Genomic DNA, 17,457 nt, shown 5'->3' on the forward strand with positions numbered 1-17,457 from the left:
AAATAAATTTTATACTAATTCAAAAATAATGCTATCTTTTTTAAATTTCGATGTTTATTGTAATATTTGGTCTTAATCATTATTTTCTCGATGAAAACTAAATAATAATAGGTTTATTACATCAAATGAAATAGTATTTGTGAAATGACATTAAGTAGAAAAACATATAAATAAGTTTTTCTAGTAGATTTATATGTAACGATTAATAATGTTTTATAATGATTTGTATTCCTCTAAAATGGCTTGCCAAACATTTTTTTGTTCGTAATTATTGATAACATTTTGCCTTGATTCTACACCCATTTTTTTTAATATTTCTTTATTGGAAAGTGCATATACCATGGCTTGATATAATGAATCTATATCTTTTTTTGGAATGATAAATCCATGTTCTTCATGTTTTATAATTTCATTACATCCATTAATATCTGTAACAATACTAGCTAGTTCCATTGAACTGGCTTGCATAACAACATTAGGAAAGCCCTCGCGATAACTAGGAAATGCCAAAACATTTGATATGGCAAAATAAGGTCTAACATCGGCTGCCCATCCTGTTGCTATAATATTTGGATTTATATCTATGGTATTTGTGGTTTCTGGTAATAAAGGATCCAAATCTTTTTCAACACCACCAATTAAAAGCAATTTTATGTTTTTAAATTCAGTACTTAATTTATCGAAAGCTTCAATAAGTTCATTAATTCCTTTATCTTTTACTAATCGGCCAACAAAAACAAAAACAAAATCGTTTTCTTTAATTTTTAGTTCGTTTTTAAGCGTGTGTTTTTGTTTATTATTATAGAGGTTAGGATCAAAATGATTGGTGTCTATACCATTAGAACTACCATTAGCAATGATTTTAATTTTTTCTTTTTTAGTTATTTTTTCATCTAGAATGATATCTTTTAAACCAAATGAGTTGGGGTATACTTTGGTCGCACATCTATAGGTAATACGTTCAACAGTTATGAGTACCTTTTTTTTGATTCCTGTTGACTCAACTAATGGTAGTCCAGCAACGGTATGCAGCCTATTTGGGACCCTTGCCATTTTAGCAGCTATCATGCCTAAAGTTCCAGCCTTGGGGGTGTGTGAGTGTACAATAAATGGTTTTTCTTTTTTTAATATTTTATAGAGTTTAAATAATGCAATTAGGTCTTTAATTGGAGTGATTTTTCTGGTCATATTGACCGTAATTGCTTTTACGCCTTCATTTTTAGTAAATTCCTCTAATTGTTTTAAGCTTCCACTTTTAGAAGTTATGCCTACAACTTCAAAATGTTTAGAAACATAGCTTAATTGACCTTTTAGTAGAGTTGTTAATGAACCTGGAACTGTTGTTATTCTAATTATTTTTTTCTTGTCTATATTCATTTACTTATACGTGTTAAAATACCATTTTTGAAAACAATAATAATTCCAAACTTTAAATGAATTGTCTTCTTTACTAGACAGGTGGTTTTTTACCAATTCTATTATTTCATCTACATTAAAAATATTTTGATCAATAAGTTCTTTTTCAATAATATAACTTTCTAGCTCTTTTCTTAGTGAAGAGCGTAACCAATTACCGACTGGCACTCCAAACCCGCTTTTTGATTTATTTAAAAATTCATCAGGAAACTGATCTTTAAAAGCTTCTTTTAAAATGTATTTTTTGTCCCATCCTTTCATTAAATAATCTTCGGGCAGTGTGTTTGTGTAATCCCAAATTTTCTTATTTAAAAAAGGCGCTCTACATTCTAATGAATTTAACATACTGGTTCTGTCCACTTTAACCAACATATCACCTTCTAAACTAATGTGCTTGTCTATTTTTCTGAATTCGGTAAGTGTTTTGGGGCCTTTTATACCTGTGCTTTTAATGTAAGATGAAAATATATCATTGTCTAATAAATTAGGTAACAGGTATTTGTGCAAGCTATTTTGTGTGTGTCCAAGAGAAATTATATCCCAGTAGTAATCACCTTCATAATTTACTGAGTTCAATAATCTGTTGATTTTATATTTCCTACCTCTATTATCTGTTGATGTTTTTAATAGGGGAGTCCCTAGTTTTACCAGCGAACCATGGAGTGCTTTTGGAATGAATTTCGTGTATCTATCATTCATTTTGCCCATGTAATATTTATTATAGCCTCCAAAAACTTCATCGCCACCATCACCAGTTAAAGCTACTTTTGCATATTTTTGAGTTCTATTTGATACAATAAATGTTGGTAAAGACGATGAATCTGAAAAGGGTTCATCAAAATTCAATAAAATCTTTGATATGTCCTCTTCTAAGTCTTTTTCACTAATAATAAACTCATGATGATTACTTTTCAACATTTTCGCAACGATTTGTGACTTATCGGTTTCATCAAACCCTTTTTCTTCAAACCCTATTGAAAACGTGTCAATTGGAGTGGATTTAAATTGAGAAAGACATAAGGATACTACTGAAGAATCCACACCACCAGACAGAAAGGTTCCTATAGGAACATCGGAAACAGACCGACTAACAACACTTTCATACATCAAGGCTTTTACATCTTTTTTGGCTTCATCAAATGAAACCTTTCTCGTTTTAGGCTCAATTTCTATATCTATTGCGTTAATAGAAAAATTGTGGGTGCTTAAATCGTATTCTATATAGTGGTAAGGTTCAAGTTTATGAATGTTATCATATATAGTATATGGCGCAGGTATATAGGTTAATCTAAAATATAAATTAAGTCCCCTTTTGTTAATTGCCGGTTTTTTATCTAATACGCTAACAATGGATTTTAATTCTGAAGCCCAAATAAGCTGATTGTCACTCTTATAATAATACAAGGGTTTTTCTCCAAAAAAATCACGAGTTATATATAACTTGTTTTTCTTTTTATCATAGATACTAAAGGCAAACATACCATCCAGTTCCTTGAATGATTCGACCCCATATTTTTCATATAATTTTAAAATAACTTCAGTATCACTTGTCGTCGAAAATGTAACACCCTCATTTATTAATTTAGATTTTAATTCTCTATAATTATAAATTTCACCATTAAAAACTATGACTATTTTTTTGTCATCTGTATAAATAGGCTGCTTACCTGAACTTAAATCTATAATGGATAATCGTCGCATTGCCATAGCAATTGAATACGAATCATTGGATTCTGAAAACACCCCATCTTCATCTGGTCCACGATGAAAAATGAGCTTATTCATTGTATTCATATCTGCATTTAGCTGCTCTTTACTTTCATGGTTAAATTTTATATATCCGTTAATTCCACACATAATTTTATATCCTAAAAATTAATAAGTTCTTTGAATTTTTTATAAATATTATCAAGTTCAAATTCTTTTGCTTTTTGATTAGCTAACTTACCATATTCGCTTCTTATACTTGGATTTTCTTTGTAATAATTTAATGCTTCAGCTAAGCCTTTTTCATCATTATTATTGACAAGCAATCCGTATGCTCCTTTATAAAAAGAACCTTCTTTAATAGTGATTGGATCTGAGTTTTTATTTAAAAGCTCCAAAGGTCCAGATAAACAGTTTGTAGAAATACATGGCAAGCCTATTGCCATTGCTTCTAAAAGAGCATTAGGAAAACCTTCATTAAGCGATGATAAAACAAAACAATCATGTTTAATGAGATAATGATTTATATTTTTCACCTTACCTTCTAAAAAAACGCTATCACTCATTTTTTTTACATTAATTAAATCTTTAAGGCTTTGTTTATAGGGGCCTTCACCATAGACTGATAATTTATATCCACCTTTTAATAAAGAAATAGCATTAATAATCATCTTTTGATTTTTACTTTTAAAAAGATTACCAACCGTTACTACTTTTAAATCTTCTTCTTTAGGAACAATAGTGTTTTGTAATACATTGGAAGAGGGTATGATAATTGGATTATAAATAACTTTTAAAGGAAGTTTTACTTTAAAGTTTTCTTTTAAGTCTTTATTAATATAAATAGAGTTAGAAAACAAGACATCATTTCTATTGTATAAAATTGGATAAAAGATTTTTGAAATATAAAATGAAATTTTTGATGTTGTATTCATTGATGGATAACCCCGTTCACTTATAACAGTTTTTAATTTAGAATACCTTATTGAAGCTATACTGTTTAGAAAATTTGGATAGGCCAAAAAAGAGATAGAGATATTAATTTTTCTGCGTTTAAGTTCTCTTAAAAATTTTATTTGTAAAATAATTGGAGCTAATATTTTTTTAATATACCCAAATTTATTTGAAGCGTTTTGGTTATTGAGTATAACTATAGTTACTTCTTTTGGAATATCATAATGTATATCATTATATAACAGAAACAGAGTTACATTGTAGTCATTAATTAATTTTTTCAATAATAAACTAATTACTTTTTCTGCACCACCACCTGCTAAGGTAATATTTAGAATACTTATGTTTTTTTTAAAATTCGTCATACAAAAAAGGTGTTTACTTTTTTAGAATATCTATAAATAGTTTTTCATATTGTTCTATTATTTTTTCTTTATTGAATTTCAAATAAACAGATTGTCTAATTTCATCAGGCTCCCATTCTCTGACATCTTCCATCATATTAATATAAGTTGTTTCATCATCAACTAAAAAACCATTAATACCATTTTCAATAATTTCTTTAGTACCGCCAGGAACATTAAATGCGATAACAGGAGTTCCTATAACACAGCTTTCAAGCAATGCATTAGGGAAACCCTCTACATAAGAACCTTGTAAAAACATGTCATTTTCGGCAAGATAGTCATTAACATTGGTCGTAAAGGGGATGTGCTTGATGTATTTCAAAAGTGACAGTTTTTTAGCTTTTTCAAAAATCACATCTTTATAATTTCCATCTCCAATAATTGTATATAAAAATGGGGTTTTAAGCTTAGAAAGCATTTCTAAAATTCTTAGATGTCCTTTTATCTGTGTAAGTCTGCCAACAGTAATAAATTTTTTGGTTTCAGTTATTACTCTACTGCTCTTTACAGGAGGTAGGCTTGAAATAGGATTATTTATGATACATGTTCTATGCTTTGGCACTTGATAATTTTTTATCATATCTTCTGCCATATCTCTTGATTGACATATAATCATATCCAGTCTTTTAAAATCTTTTAATCTCTTTAAAACAAAAGAGAAAGGCGACCATTTTTTTTTATTTCTTTCTTTTTTTCGATGGCTTAAAATAGTGGCTTCGCGACCAATAAATTTAGTTTTTCTAAAAAGAGGAGAAATGAGCGACATAGCTTCATTGGTATGCGAAATAGAACTTAAAACTATATCGGCTCTATGTTTAATTAAAAATAGAATAATTGAAGGTATTGCAAAACGAACTTTAGATTTATTTAAGTAATTTATTTTAATGGATTTAATGTCATAAGCTGTCTCACTTTGGTAACCAGCAATTAACAATATAGGTTCAAATATTTCTTTATTAATATTTTGAGACACAAAAGAAATAACTCTTTCGGCTCCACCAGAAGCTAATGATGGTAAAATAAAAATAATTTTTGTTTTCTTTTTCATTAATAAATTAAATGTGCTTAATAATCTTTTTAATATCAATTTGTTAGTTTTCAAGCACTATATATATAGTTTTGAATCTATCATTTAATCTTTACTTAATATTTTTTATATAAGGTACTATCAAAAAAAGCTAATGAAATAAGTAAAGTTCTTGTATACCAAATATTGTGATAAATAAAACATTCAAAAATAATTAAAACTAAAAAAATTAAATAATAAAATTGAGGAGTTTCAAAAGAAAGCTTTGCGCCATATCCAAGATAAAACAAGAATACTAACAATGTTAAAATACCAAAATTAACAGCTAAAGATAAAAAATAATTATGTGTATTTAAACCATTAAACCTTTTATCGGATGTGTAGCCAGTACCATACCCCAATGGGTTGTCTTGAAAATCATTCCAATATTTGAATAATATTAGTGCCCTACCGCCGCTTGCACCACCTTCGTCAACAGTAACTTTGCTTTTTCCTAGAAACATATCCATTCGTTCGCCAGCAGCCCCTCTAGAAAAAGCTGGAAAATTTTCCTTAATGATTTCTGAAAAGGAAAGTAATGATATGAATAATACTGATAATAGTAATATCAGTTTAAAAGAACTTATAAAAGCTGTTTTGGGGTTAATTTTAAATTTAGAACTCCAGTTATTCATTGTTCCAAATACCAAGATAAGTATAACAGAAGCCATGCCGCTTCTTGAAAGTGTTAGAAAAACGGTTACTAACATGAATACTATTGCAAGGTATCTGGAGGTTTTGTTTTTATTTATTAAAACTAAAACCCCAATTGCTAAAAATTTTATTCCTGATGCTGCTTGATTAGGGTTTTCACCAAACCCACCTTTTCTTACTGCTTCAGACAATTTTTTACTATACGCAGGTAATCCAATAAAGAAATCATAGATTACACTTCCTCCTAAGACTAATAGGGCAGTAGCTAAAACAAAAATGACCGTTTTTTTGTCTTCAACCATAAAGAAGTGAAGCGTAAATGAATATAATATTAGGGTGATAATATTTAATATGATTTCATCAATAATTACCGAAGTCGGAGACTTAGTAAAAGCGGAATAAATTATAGAAATAATAAATATAAAGAATAAGAACTTAAAACTATGACTTTTGAATGTGTTTGAAAAATCTTTTATAGAGTATTTCAGCAAAAATAAAATAAGAAACAAAGGAATAAGAAATGAGGCAGGAGGAACTGGTATAATATTAATACGAAATAAAAAAATATCGGCATAGGACGCAAATAAAACTAATAATACACCAAGAATATATTTCATTTCACTATTATTTATATTTGAACTAATTTAATCATTAGATATGTTATTTAGAACCTATTTTTAATGAGTGGGTAAAAACGGTTGATTAAATCTTTAAAACCTTTACTAAATAATCTTAAAACTATAAAGTATATCAATAAAAAAACAATTCCAAGCTTAGTCAACTTAATTATCAACATAATTATACTTTTGCTCATTTCAGTGTCAAACAAATGAAATATAAAATAAAACACACCACCTGTAAATGTAAGGTAAATAAAATGTTGAATAAATCCTTTCCAATATAGCATTGTACTTACTTTAAAGCCTTTGGCAAATAGATAATATGGCCGCCATAGCATGACTACAACAAATTGACTTATTATTGTACCAATAAACACACCAAGTATACCATATTTTAAGACAAAAATAATTGAGAATATTAAATTTATAATACTTTGCACTACTGGTGACCAAATATCGTCATATAGACCATAAGCTTGTTTGAAACTATCTACAGGTTGCCTAGTTTGAAAAATAAAGAATATGATTACAAGAGCTATGAGAATTTTATGTGATAGTAAGTATTTTTCGCCTAGCCAAATAATAATAAAATCATCGAGGCCTATATACATTAATAACAATGTTGTTCCTGCAAAGAAAAAACGTAAAGCCATCATTTCCCAGAATATTTTAAGCATATTTTTAATGTCATTTTCTGCCACTAAATTGCCAACACTTGCATTTGTACCATGAAATAATTTGTTTACAAGAATATTTATATTACCCATTACCATTTGATAATTACCTACAAATGCCACAGCTGCTGGGTTTATTAATGCGAATATTACTATGTTATCTGTTCCTGTTGTTACAAAACTGCCTAATTTATGAAAACTGATTTGCTTAATTTTTTTAAGTAATGGCCTGTTTCTTTCTTTAACCTCTTTAGTGGTTGTGAAGTTAAAAAGAAGCCAAGGGTATATTTGTTTTATTTTTCTACGTAAAATAAATACACCAACAAAAGGCGCTATAAGTTCTAAAGATATCCAGATAATAATACTGTTAAAATACAGAAGTACGAAACACTGAACGATTAACTTTCCAATGTGTATGGTTTGATAAATTTTAATATTTACATATGATTTTTGGTCAGCTTCTAAAAGAAACATGTGGTAGGTAAAAAAGTAATTTAGTAAATTACCTACAACCAAAGAGAAAAACAAATATACAATTAGGCCTAAGTGGGTATCAGTTTCTTTAAAGAACAAAGGGAAAAATAGAATAAGGGTAATCCCTGCTATTAAAACAAATAGGCCTATTTTTTTGTACAAATAGCCTAAGTAACCAATAATCTCGTTAATCTTTGCTCTATTATTCTCAAAAATAGGTTTGTAAAGTGAAAAGCCTACTGCTGTACCAATACCAAGTTCTGATAAATTTAAAAACATGAGCATACTTTTTAGTGTGCCTTCTATCCCTACAAATTCATCACCTAAATTATCCAAAAAAATATCTCTCGCAAAAAATTGAACAACTATATAAACCAGTTGAAAAACTAGGGCAATCCAACCATTTTTTAGTGTTAAATTTAATCTAGACATTATTAGGTTTGCCTTTATTTTTTGATTTTTGTAATAAATTGGTATGCAGAATATAAAAATTCAGTAACCTTTATTGGTAATATAATAACAATTATTATTCTAAACGAAATATTTTTTATACTTACAGTATTAATTATTGTTTGTTTTAGCTTTTTTCTATAATACTGTTTAGCATCAACTCCTCTGTTACGACTCAATAGAAAATAATGGTCAGTGTAATAATAGACCACATAATTATTTACAGTTTCATTTAATAGAGGATTAACAGGGACATTTTTAATTATGTATTCAGTTGCTCTTATACCGGTATCGATTTTTTTAGTAGTATACTTACTTCGTATAACACTTATATTATCAGTATTATATGTGTAAAGCGGACTATTTAAATATCCTATATTAGATATTTTATTTAATATATCAATAGTAAAAAACACATCCTGATGTATTATCTTGGGAATAAACCTCATGTTTTCAATTAGAGATTTTTTATAAATTCTCCTCCAAACAGAAAAACTGGTGTTTGTTATGATTCTTTTTATAGCAGAAATATTATCCTCAATCGTAAACTTATTATCAAAAACTTTATTTCTTGTCAAAACATTAGGTTCAATTTCTACAACTTCAAGATTATTTGCAATCATATGTTGAACCATTTTTTCTAGCATAGAATTATCAATATAATCATCACTATCTATAAACGATATGATTTGACCAGTTGCTATATCTAATCCAGTGTTTCTTGCAATGCTTGAGCCGCTATTTTCTTGATTAACAACTACAATACGAGGATCTTTTTTAACATATTGCTCACAAATAATTTTACTATTATCTGTAGAGCCATCATTAACCAATATGATTTCAAGGTTTTTGTATGTTTGGTTTATGATAGAATCGATACATCTTTCTAAATAAGCTTCAACATTATAAACAGGTACAATGATGCTAATCTTGTCTTTCATGTTTAAATGTTTTTGGTTATCAATAAGTGTTTATAAAGGCTTTTATTTCTGATAAAGATTTTAGTATAAAACCTTTTGTGCTTATTATAAGCGTCCGTCAGATTTTTTTAAAATTCCTTTTACGTCATAAATAAGACCTTTTGAATTTAGAAGATTTTCTAAGTTCAAATCAAGGAATTCATTATGAGCAACATTTAGGACTATAGTATCAAATGTTTCATCAGGTAAATTTTGAACAGTTTTTAAACCATACTCGTGCAAAACCTCTTCAGGATTAGCCCATGGGTCATAAATAGTAACATCTGTACCATAACCTTTAAGCTGATCGATAACGTCAACTGCTTTAGTGTTTCTTACATCAGGACAGTTTTCTTTAAATGTTATTCCTAGAGCTAAAATTTTAGCTTGTTTAATACGAATATCTTTTTGTACCATAAGTTTAATAATCTCTGAAGCTACATATTGCCCCATACTATCATTAACTCTACGTCCTGCCAAAATGATTTCTGGGTGGTATCCTACTTCTTGTGCTTTTTGAGCTAAATAATAGGGATCAACACCAATACAGTGGCCACCAACTAAACCTGGCTTAAAAGGCAAGAAGTTCCATTTAGTGCCTGCAGCCTCTAAAACAGAATGTGTATCAATATCCATCAAGTTAAAGATTTTAGCCAACTCATTTACAAACGCGATGTTTATATCGCGTTGTGAGTTTTCAATAACTTTAGCAGCTTCGGCAACTTTAATTGTAGGAGCAAGATGGGTTCCAGCAGTTATTATACTAGCGTATAGTGCATCTACTTTTTTGCCGATTTCTGGAGTAGAACCTGCAGTAACTTTTAAAATTTTATCTACGGTATGTAATTTATCACCTGGGTTTATACGTTCTGGTGAATATCCTGCATAAAAATCTTCATTAAATTTCAACCCACTTATTTTTTCTAAAACTGGAATACATTCATCTTCAGTAACACCAGGATAAACGGTAGATTCATAGATGACTATGTCGCCTTTTTTTAGAACCTTAGCAACAGTTTCGCTAGATTTATAAAGTGGGGTTAAGTCGGGTCTGTTGTTTTTGTCTATTGGTGTAGGCACCGTCACTACATAGTAGTTACAGTCCTTGATATCATCAAGATTCGATGAACAAATAAGACCAATATTATCATTCTGTTCTGATTTTAAAACAGATTTTAAAACATCAGATTCAACTTCAAGAGTAGAATCATTTCCATTTGATAATTCATCAATTCTATTTTGGTTAATATCAAAACCAACAACATTATATTTTGTTGCAAAAAGTCTGGCTAAGGGTAGACCTACATAGCCTAAACCTATAATAGCGATTTTATCTTTACTCATAATTAATTATTGACCTATTGAATAGTATTCAAATCCAATGGCATCCATTTTTTGTTTATTTAATAAGTTTCTTCCATCAAATATAAAAGCAGGCTTTTGCATTTGATTGTATATATCTTGCCAATCGTAGGCTTTAAATTCATCCCATTCTGTCATAATAGCAATGGCATGAGCATCCTTGACAGCATCAAGTGGTAAAGCTGTGTATGAAACTCCATTTCGATTTTCAGCTTCAGTTCTCGTATTCAAATAATTTAAATCAGTTAAAATTCTTTCTTCTGAAACCTTAGGGTCATAAATAGAAATATTGGCTTGTTCATTTAGTAAATGATCGGCAACGTATATAGCTGCAGATTCTCTAGTGTCATTTGTGTCTTTTTTGAAAGCCCAACCAAACATGGCAATTTTTTTACCAGAAACAGTGTTGTATAGTGTTTTTATCAACCTATCAGAAAAACGCCTTTTTTGGTGATCATTCATTATAATAACTTGCTCCCAGTAATCTGCAACTTCATTTAAGCTATAACTTCTAGCAATATATACTAAATTTAGGATATCTTTTTGAAAGCAAGAACCGCCAAACCCTACGGATGCGTTTAAAAATTTTGAACCAATTCTGGAATCCATACCTATAGCTCTGGCAACTTCATTGACATTAGCTCCGGTACTTTCGCATAATTCTGAAATAGCGTTTATAGAAGATACACGTTGCGCTAAAAAGGCATTTGCAGTTAATTTTGATAATTCAGATGACCAAAGATTGGTTCTTAAAATATTGTTTTCGGGTACCCAACTGCTATAAACTTTAGCTAAACTTTCAATGGCTTCTTCTGATTCACCACCTATTAATACTCTATCAGGGTTTAATAAATCTGTTACTGCTGTTCCTTCTGCTAAAAACTCAGGGTTTGAAAGTATATGAAAATTTATACCATTTCCGGTATTATGCAGTATGCTTTTAATAGCCTCTGCAGTTCTAACTGGAAGTGTGGATTTTTCCACTACTATTTTATCTGTTTTAGCAACTTTAGCAATGTTTCTTGCGCATAACTCAACATATTTTAAATCAGCAGCCATGCCTTTACCCTTTCCATAGGTTTTGGTTGGTGTATTAACAGATATAAAAATCATTTCAGAGTTGTTAATAGCTGAATCAACATCGGTTGAGAAAAATAAATTTTCACCTCTTGTATCCTTTACTATGTCTGCTAGTCCTGGTTCATAAATAGGCAGTTTTGATAAATCTGGATGGTTCCAAGCCGCAATTCTATCGGCATTTATATCTACAATAGTAATATTTAAATGTGGATTCTTTTTTGCAATTACTGCCATAGTAGGACCTCCTACATAACCAGCTCCTATGCAACATATGTTCTTTATTTCCATAATATAATTATAAGTTGTTCCAATACCAAGAAACCGCTTCTTTTAAGCCGTTACTGATATCAAATTTTGGATCGTAATTTAGTAACTCCTTTGCTTTATTGATAGATGCTAAAGAGTGGGGGATATCACCAGCTCGATTTTCTCTGTATTTGATTTCAACATCTTTAATGCTATTATCAAATTCTGACAGATATTTTTTTAACAATGTTGTTAATTCTACTAGTGTTGTTCTTTCTCCATAAGCACAGTTATAAACGTTATTCAAAGCCTCCTTGTTTTTGGTTGTTATAGCTCTAAGATTCATTTGTACAACGTTGTCTATATATGTAAAGTCTCTTGAATACGTGCCATCACCATTAATCATTGGTGATTCATGGGCAATAAATTGCTTTACAAATAAAGGAATTACAGCAGCATAAGCACCGTTAGGGTCTTGTCGTCTTCCAAAAACATTAAAATAACGTAAGCCTATAGTATCTAAACCATAGGTTTTATTAAAGATGTCAGCATATAATTCGTTTACATATTTCGTTATAGCATAAGGGGAAAGCGGTTTCCCAATTTTATCTTCCACCTTAGGTAAAGCTTCAGAATCACCATAAGTTGAAGAGCTTGCAGCATAAACAAATCGCTTTACTTTTGCATCTTTAGCGGCAACAAGCATATTTAAAAAACCAGAAATATTTACATCATTGGTTGTTATTGGGTCATTTATAGATCTAGGGACAGAACCCAAAGCCGCTTGATGCAAAATAAAGTCCACGCCTTTACATGCCTCATGGCAATTTTCAAGGTTTCTAATGTCACCCTCTATAAGTTTAAAATTTTCATTTTTAAGAAAAGGCTCAATATTTTCACGTTTACCAGTTGCAAAATTATCTAAACAGACTGTATTGATATTATTTGCTAATAGTGTTTCGCATAGATTAGAACCTATAAAACCAGCACCGCCAGTAACTAATATAGTTTTGTTTTGTAATATTTCAATCATTCGACTTGGGTTTGATTTTAAGTAGATGCAAATATGAAAAAAAATATTTTAACAATTAGTATTATTATACAAACGAAGTGTTTTTTACGATAAAAATCGTTAATAATAAATAAATAAGGTTTTAAATCGATAAAAACATGCGTTAATCTATTGAAAACAAATATAATATCTTTTAAATTTCATAAAGTTTTTATTCGTTTATAAAGTATTAGCACAACAATAATATTTAATTAGTTAAGGGTATTATTTTTTATTTAATTTATTATAATAATTTTTTCAGGTTAATTATAATCTATTTGAAAACTATGAACGTATATAGATTAAAATTTTGAGTGAAAACAAATAAAAAGTAAGTTTTTACTTATTTTTTATCAAAAAAACAATAATATTTTCGACAAAACGCATTAAAATCCGATTTAAATACATATGTTTGTCATGTCTTATTAAATTTATAAAAATGAAGAACTTTATCCTAAGCCTACTATACACTAATTTAATTGCAACTTTATACACAAATTTTGAATACAATAACCTATGAGAACATTTTGCTTAAATGATATTAATTTAATAAGCTAATAGATTTTATTTATTCCCTCCCCAATTCTAATTAAAATGATAAACCTACAACAAACATTCAAAGGAATGCTAATAATTTTATTTATTATATTTTTTTTGCCATCATGCAATAATGAAGAGCTTTATGAAATAGATGAATCTTTGATAACTGAAGAATTACCATCTAGCGAAGATGAAACACCTCCAGAAGATAAAATAATTTTCATAGAAGCAGAAAATGATACCGCAACAACACTTCAAAATACACCAGTAGATATAATAGTTTATACTAATGATAGTAACATCCCTTCAAGTATAAATATAACAAATACTAATCCATCTAATGGAGACTTAACAATAAATGATAACGGTACACCAGATAACCCTCTAGATGATAGTATTGTATACACACCAAATGTTGGATTTTTAGGGACAGATTTTTTTGATTATACTATATGTGATGAGGCTAACTTAGAAAATTGTGATACAGCAACTGTTGAAATAATAGTAGAACCCGTTAATACTAGTGACGTTTCTGGAGAGTTAAAAGCTTTTCCAACCGCTTATGGTGGTGGTTCACAAGCCACAGGAGGTCGTGGAAGTGCAGTTTACCATGTAACAAATCTTAATGATAGTGGTTCAGGTTCTTTTAGAGAGGCTATAAGTCAATCAAATAGAACAGTTGTTTTTGATGTTTCGGGAGTAATTGACCTAACTTCTAATATTGTTTTTGAATCTGATAATTTAACTATTGCAGGACAAACGGCTCCAGTTGGAGGAATAACTATTGCGCCTGCTATTGGTGTGAAAATTAGATTTCAAGATTGTAATAATTTAATAATAAGATACATCCGCATACGAGTTCGAGGAACAGCTACAGGGTCGGAATACGATGCGTTTGATTTGTATGGAAATACAGATGGTGCATATAATATTATACTAGACCATGTTTCAGCAAGTTATGGAAGTGACGAAACTCTTAGTGTAAGAGGTGGGCAAACTCACAATATTACTTACCAAAGATGTCTTATTGCAGAATCGAAAACTGGTTCACTATTTGGAGATTCAACCAATCCAGAATTTAGTTACGATAATAGTTTATTGAACTGCTTATATTGGAATGTTTCACATAGAACACCTAATTCAGCTAGTAATGGACGGGTGGATATTATTAATAATGTAGTACAAAATTGGCAATACCGATTAAGTATGGTTCTAGGAGATATACAGTTGAATCACATAAATAATTATTATGCAATGGGAGGACGTACAGGGTTAACTAGAGGCTCGCAGATTAATCTGAATCCGTTAGTGTCTTCTTATGATATACAAATTTATTCAGCAGGTAATATTATTGATAAAAATATATTTACAGACCCAAATGCAGACAATAAAGCATTGTGGGTTGAGTTTGATAGTGGAGCCCAAACAACTTACGCCCCTTCTTCGGAGTTTACCAATACCCAATATGCTTTAATTGGGGATGCATTACCAATCCAAAATGCTAACGATGCTTATGCTGATGTAATTACTAACGTAGGAGCTAATGCTTCATTAAATGAAGATGGTTCTGTGACTTATCATACAGATGCAAACGATACTGATTATTTAGATATTATGGCGCTAGGTGAAGGTGCTTATGAAGCTTATTCTATGAATAGTTCAGGAGCTTCTGCAATTAGGAGTTGGTATGGCGAACAACGTTATGCTAATTTTGAAGCTAGTATAACAGGTATACCAATAAATACTAGACCTGATGATTATGACACCGATAAAGATGGCATGCCAGATATTTGGGAGTATAATAAGTTTGAAACTTATGACCGAGATGGTAGAGGGGATTTTGATGGTGATGGCTATACTGATTTAGAGGAGTTTATAGATTTAGTGGATTTATAAACCAAAATAATAACTTGATATAATAAAAATAACTTGTACACTAGTACAAGTTATTTTTATTATATCAAACCAGAATGTTAGTTAATCAAGAAATCCAAATTCGCTATACCATTTACTTAATGTATAAAGCTTCCAAATATTTGCGGTATGATCATCCTTACCTTCCATATGTTCATTTAATAACTTTTTAAACTTAGCCACATTTAAATTAGGGACTTTATTCAGGAAATCATCATTTAAAGCAGTAAGAAATTCATCTTTCAACTCGTTTTTCATCCAATTACCAATAGGTACAGCAAAACCTCGTTTTGGTTGGTTAAAAACGTCTTCAGGTATATATTCTTTCAATACATCCCTCAAAATCTTTTTTTGTCTGCCTTTTTCATATCTAAAAGACATTGGTAATGATCTTGCATATTCTACAACTCTATAGTCCAAAAAAGGACTTCTAACTTCAACAGAATAGGCCATACTTGCACGGTCTACTTTAACATTACTATCATTCTCTAGCCATAGTTTTATGTTTAAATCTGCAGCCTTTTGTAAAAAAATGTTAGACCATTTTTTGTAGCCTTGATAGTGCTTCATATAGTCCTGTCTTTTTTTGTTTAAAAGAAAGCCTTTCCTTGAGAAAATATTTTCAATAAAGTCATTCCTTGTTTTTGTATTCAAGGCATTTCTAACTCTATGGGTGTTTTTACCAAATAGATTTAGTAAAAATGTGTTTGACAACACTTTTCTAATAGCATAAGGAATATCTATTATAGCTTTGTTCTTTATAAGTGAATCAAAGTGGTTATAGCCTATAAAACTCTCGTCGCCACCATCGCCAGATAGAGCTACGGTTACATGCTTTTTTGTAACTGAATTTAAAAGAAGAGAAGGTAATGCCGAACTATCTGCAAAAGGTTCGTCATATACCTCAACCAATTTAGGTATTAAATGTAAAATATCATCTGAACTACAAATGGTAGTTTTATGATTGGATCCTATTATTTTAGCATATTGTTCAGCTATTTTGCTTTCATCATACTTAGGGTCATCAAAACCAATTGAAAATGTGTTAATTGGCTCCTTAGATATTTTAGAAGCAATACTCGAAACTAATGCAGAGTCAATACCCCCAGAAAGAAACGAGCCAATTGGAACATCAGATTGCAACCTTATTTTAACAGCGTTTTTTAATAATTCATGAAGTTCTGCTTTGGCATCATCATAAGAAATATCTTTGATTTTTACATCTTTTAAATTCCAATACTCTTTAATGTTTAATTGATTAGAGTTTAAATCAATCTCCATATAATTTCCTGGAGGTAATTTAAATACATCTTTTACAATGGTAAATGGACTGGGAATAAACATGCAATCCAAAAAGATTGAGACAGCTTCCTCATCAATTTCCTTATTCTTAAGTAGGGGTCTTATCTGGCTACAAATTTCAAATTCATTGTTTTTCCAGTAATAGTAAAAAGGTTTAACGCCTAAACGGTCTCTGGCCGAAAAAACCTTGTTTTTAGTGCTATCATATATAGAAAATGCAAACATGCCGTTTATTTTCTCTAAAACTTTATTCCCCCATGCTTTGTAACCTATCAAAAGAACTTCGGTGTCGCTTTCAGTTTTAAAATGATACCCTAATTGCAGAAGCTCTTTCTTGATATCTTTATAATTGTAGATTTCACCGTTAAAAACTATTGATAAGTCTTCATATAGAAAGGGCTGATGAGAACGCGCATCTAAATCTAAAATTGATAAACGAAGATGCCCTAAAGTCAAATGGTTTATTTTATTAATACCTGTATAATCTGGACCTCTAAATGATATGGACTTTAGTTTTTCTTGAACTACAGCTTTTTCATAGGGAATATTAGTTAAATATATACCACACATTTTTTTTTATT

12 protein-coding genes are annotated in these 17,457 nt (G+C 29.8%); 1 reads left to right on the top strand and 11 read right to left on the bottom strand.

The genetic code is table 11. The features are described from left to right. Nucleotides 1-213: 213 nt before the first annotated feature. From ABD941_RS12600 to ABD941_RS12645, 10 genes are all read right to left on the bottom strand, one after another. Nucleotides 214-1,377 carry a glycosyltransferase family 4 protein gene (locus ABD941_RS12600; protein ID WP_345274496.1) on the bottom strand — a complete coding sequence of 388 codons (1,164 nt, stop codon included), beginning with the start codon at nucleotides 1,375-1,377 and terminating at the stop codon, nucleotides 214-216. Continuing rightward, on the bottom strand, nucleotides 1,378-3,273 hold the full coding sequence (asnB, locus tag ABD941_RS12605) for an asparagine synthase (glutamine-hydrolyzing) (protein WP_345274497.1): 1,896 nt from the start codon (nucleotides 3,271-3,273) through the stop codon (nucleotides 1,378-1,380). It abuts the gene before it with no gap. 11 nt (nucleotides 3,274-3,284) lie between these two features. Continuing rightward, nucleotides 3,285-4,442, bottom strand: coding sequence for a glycosyltransferase (locus ABD941_RS12610; protein WP_345274498.1), 1,158 nt, complete (start codon nucleotides 4,440-4,442; stop codon nucleotides 3,285-3,287). Nucleotides 4,443-4,455: 13 nt separating this feature from the next. Beyond that, nucleotides 4,456-5,532, bottom strand: coding sequence for a glycosyltransferase (locus ABD941_RS12615; protein ID WP_345274499.1), 1,077 nt, complete (start codon nucleotides 5,530-5,532; stop codon nucleotides 4,456-4,458). A gap of 95 nt (nucleotides 5,533-5,627) precedes the next feature. Next, nucleotides 5,628-6,821, bottom strand: a complete 1,194-nt coding sequence (locus ABD941_RS12620) for an O-antigen ligase family protein (protein WP_345274500.1) — start codon at nucleotides 6,819-6,821, stop codon at nucleotides 5,628-5,630. 47 nt (nucleotides 6,822-6,868) lie between these two features. Beyond that, nucleotides 6,869-8,404 (bottom strand): hypothetical protein, encoded by a 1,536-nt coding sequence (locus tag ABD941_RS12625; protein WP_345274501.1) that lies wholly within the window; start codon nucleotides 8,402-8,404, stop codon nucleotides 6,869-6,871. A gap of 14 nt (nucleotides 8,405-8,418) precedes the next feature. Continuing rightward, nucleotides 8,419-9,363: a glycosyltransferase gene (locus ABD941_RS12630; protein WP_345274502.1), complete on the bottom strand. Its 945-nt coding sequence runs from the start codon at nucleotides 9,361-9,363 to the stop codon at nucleotides 8,419-8,421. A gap of 84 nt (nucleotides 9,364-9,447) precedes the next feature. Then, nucleotides 9,448-10,725: a nucleotide sugar dehydrogenase gene (locus tag ABD941_RS12635; protein WP_345274503.1), complete on the bottom strand. Its 1,278-nt coding sequence runs from the start codon at nucleotides 10,723-10,725 to the stop codon at nucleotides 9,448-9,450. Nucleotides 10,726-10,731: 6 nt separating this feature from the next. Beyond that, nucleotides 10,732-12,111, bottom strand: coding sequence for a nucleotide sugar dehydrogenase (locus ABD941_RS12640; protein WP_345274504.1), 1,380 nt, complete (start codon nucleotides 12,109-12,111; stop codon nucleotides 10,732-10,734). A gap of 7 nt (nucleotides 12,112-12,118) precedes the next feature. Next, nucleotides 12,119-13,102 (bottom strand): SDR family oxidoreductase, encoded by a 984-nt coding sequence (locus ABD941_RS12645; protein ID WP_345274505.1) that lies wholly within the window; start codon nucleotides 13,100-13,102, stop codon nucleotides 12,119-12,121. Between the two features lie 642 nt (nucleotides 13,103-13,744). Between ABD941_RS12645 and ABD941_RS12650 the strand changes: the two genes are divergently transcribed. Continuing rightward, nucleotides 13,745-15,556: an Ig-like domain-containing protein gene (locus ABD941_RS12650; RefSeq protein WP_345274506.1), complete on the top strand. Its 1,812-nt coding sequence runs from the start codon at nucleotides 13,745-13,747 to the stop codon at nucleotides 15,554-15,556. 81 nt (nucleotides 15,557-15,637) lie between these two features. Here ABD941_RS12650 and asnB (ABD941_RS12655) read toward each other — a convergent pair whose 3' ends face one another. After that, a complete protein-coding gene (gene asnB, locus ABD941_RS12655; RefSeq protein WP_345274507.1) occupies nucleotides 15,638-17,446 on the bottom strand; it encodes an asparagine synthase (glutamine-hydrolyzing) in 1,809 nt (602 codons plus the stop codon). Nucleotides 17,447-17,457: the final 11 nt, after the last annotated feature.

The sequence above is a fragment of the Flaviramulus aquimarinus genome (assembly GCF_039543205.1).
Taxonomy (GTDB): Bacteria; Bacteroidota; Bacteroidia; order Flavobacteriales; family Flavobacteriaceae; genus Flaviramulus_B; species Flaviramulus_B aquimarinus.

What these genes read in the sequence shown, in the direction of transcription:
- asnB (WP_345274497.1), bottom strand. Translation starts at nt 3,273, where the DNA reads ATGTGTGGAATTAACGGATATATAAAATTTAACCATGAAAGTAAAGAG.
- ABD941_RS12625 (WP_345274501.1), bottom strand. Translation starts at nt 8,404, where the DNA reads ATGTCTAGATTAAATTTAACACTAAAAAATGGTTGGATTGCCCTAGTT.
- ABD941_RS12600 (WP_345274496.1), bottom strand. Translation starts at nt 1,377, where the DNA reads ATGAATATAGACAAGAAAAAAATAATTAGAATAACAACAGTTCCAGGT.
- ABD941_RS12640 (WP_345274504.1), bottom strand. Translation starts at nt 12,111, where the DNA reads ATGGAAATAAAGAACATATGTTGCATAGGAGCTGGTTATGTAGGAGGT.
- ABD941_RS12610 (WP_345274498.1), bottom strand. Translation starts at nt 4,442, where the DNA reads ATGACGAATTTTAAAAAAAACATAAGTATTCTAAATATTACCTTAGCA.
- asnB (WP_345274507.1), bottom strand. Translation starts at nt 17,446, where the DNA reads ATGTGTGGTATATATTTAACTAATATTCCCTATGAAAAAGCTGTAGTT.
- ABD941_RS12620 (WP_345274500.1), bottom strand. Translation starts at nt 6,821, where the DNA reads ATGAAATATATTCTTGGTGTATTATTAGTTTTATTTGCGTCCTATGCC.
- ABD941_RS12635 (WP_345274503.1), bottom strand. Translation starts at nt 10,725, where the DNA reads ATGAGTAAAGATAAAATCGCTATTATAGGTTTAGGCTATGTAGGTCTA.
- ABD941_RS12615 (WP_345274499.1), bottom strand. Translation starts at nt 5,532, where the DNA reads ATGAAAAAGAAAACAAAAATTATTTTTATTTTACCATCATTAGCTTCT.
- ABD941_RS12645 (WP_345274505.1), bottom strand. Translation starts at nt 13,102, where the DNA reads ATGATTGAAATATTACAAAACAAAACTATATTAGTTACTGGCGGTGCT.
- ABD941_RS12630 (WP_345274502.1), bottom strand. Translation starts at nt 9,363, where the DNA reads ATGAAAGACAAGATTAGCATCATTGTACCTGTTTATAATGTTGAAGCT.
- ABD941_RS12650 (WP_345274506.1), top strand. Translation starts at nt 13,745, where the DNA reads ATGCTAATAATTTTATTTATTATATTTTTTTTGCCATCATGCAATAAT.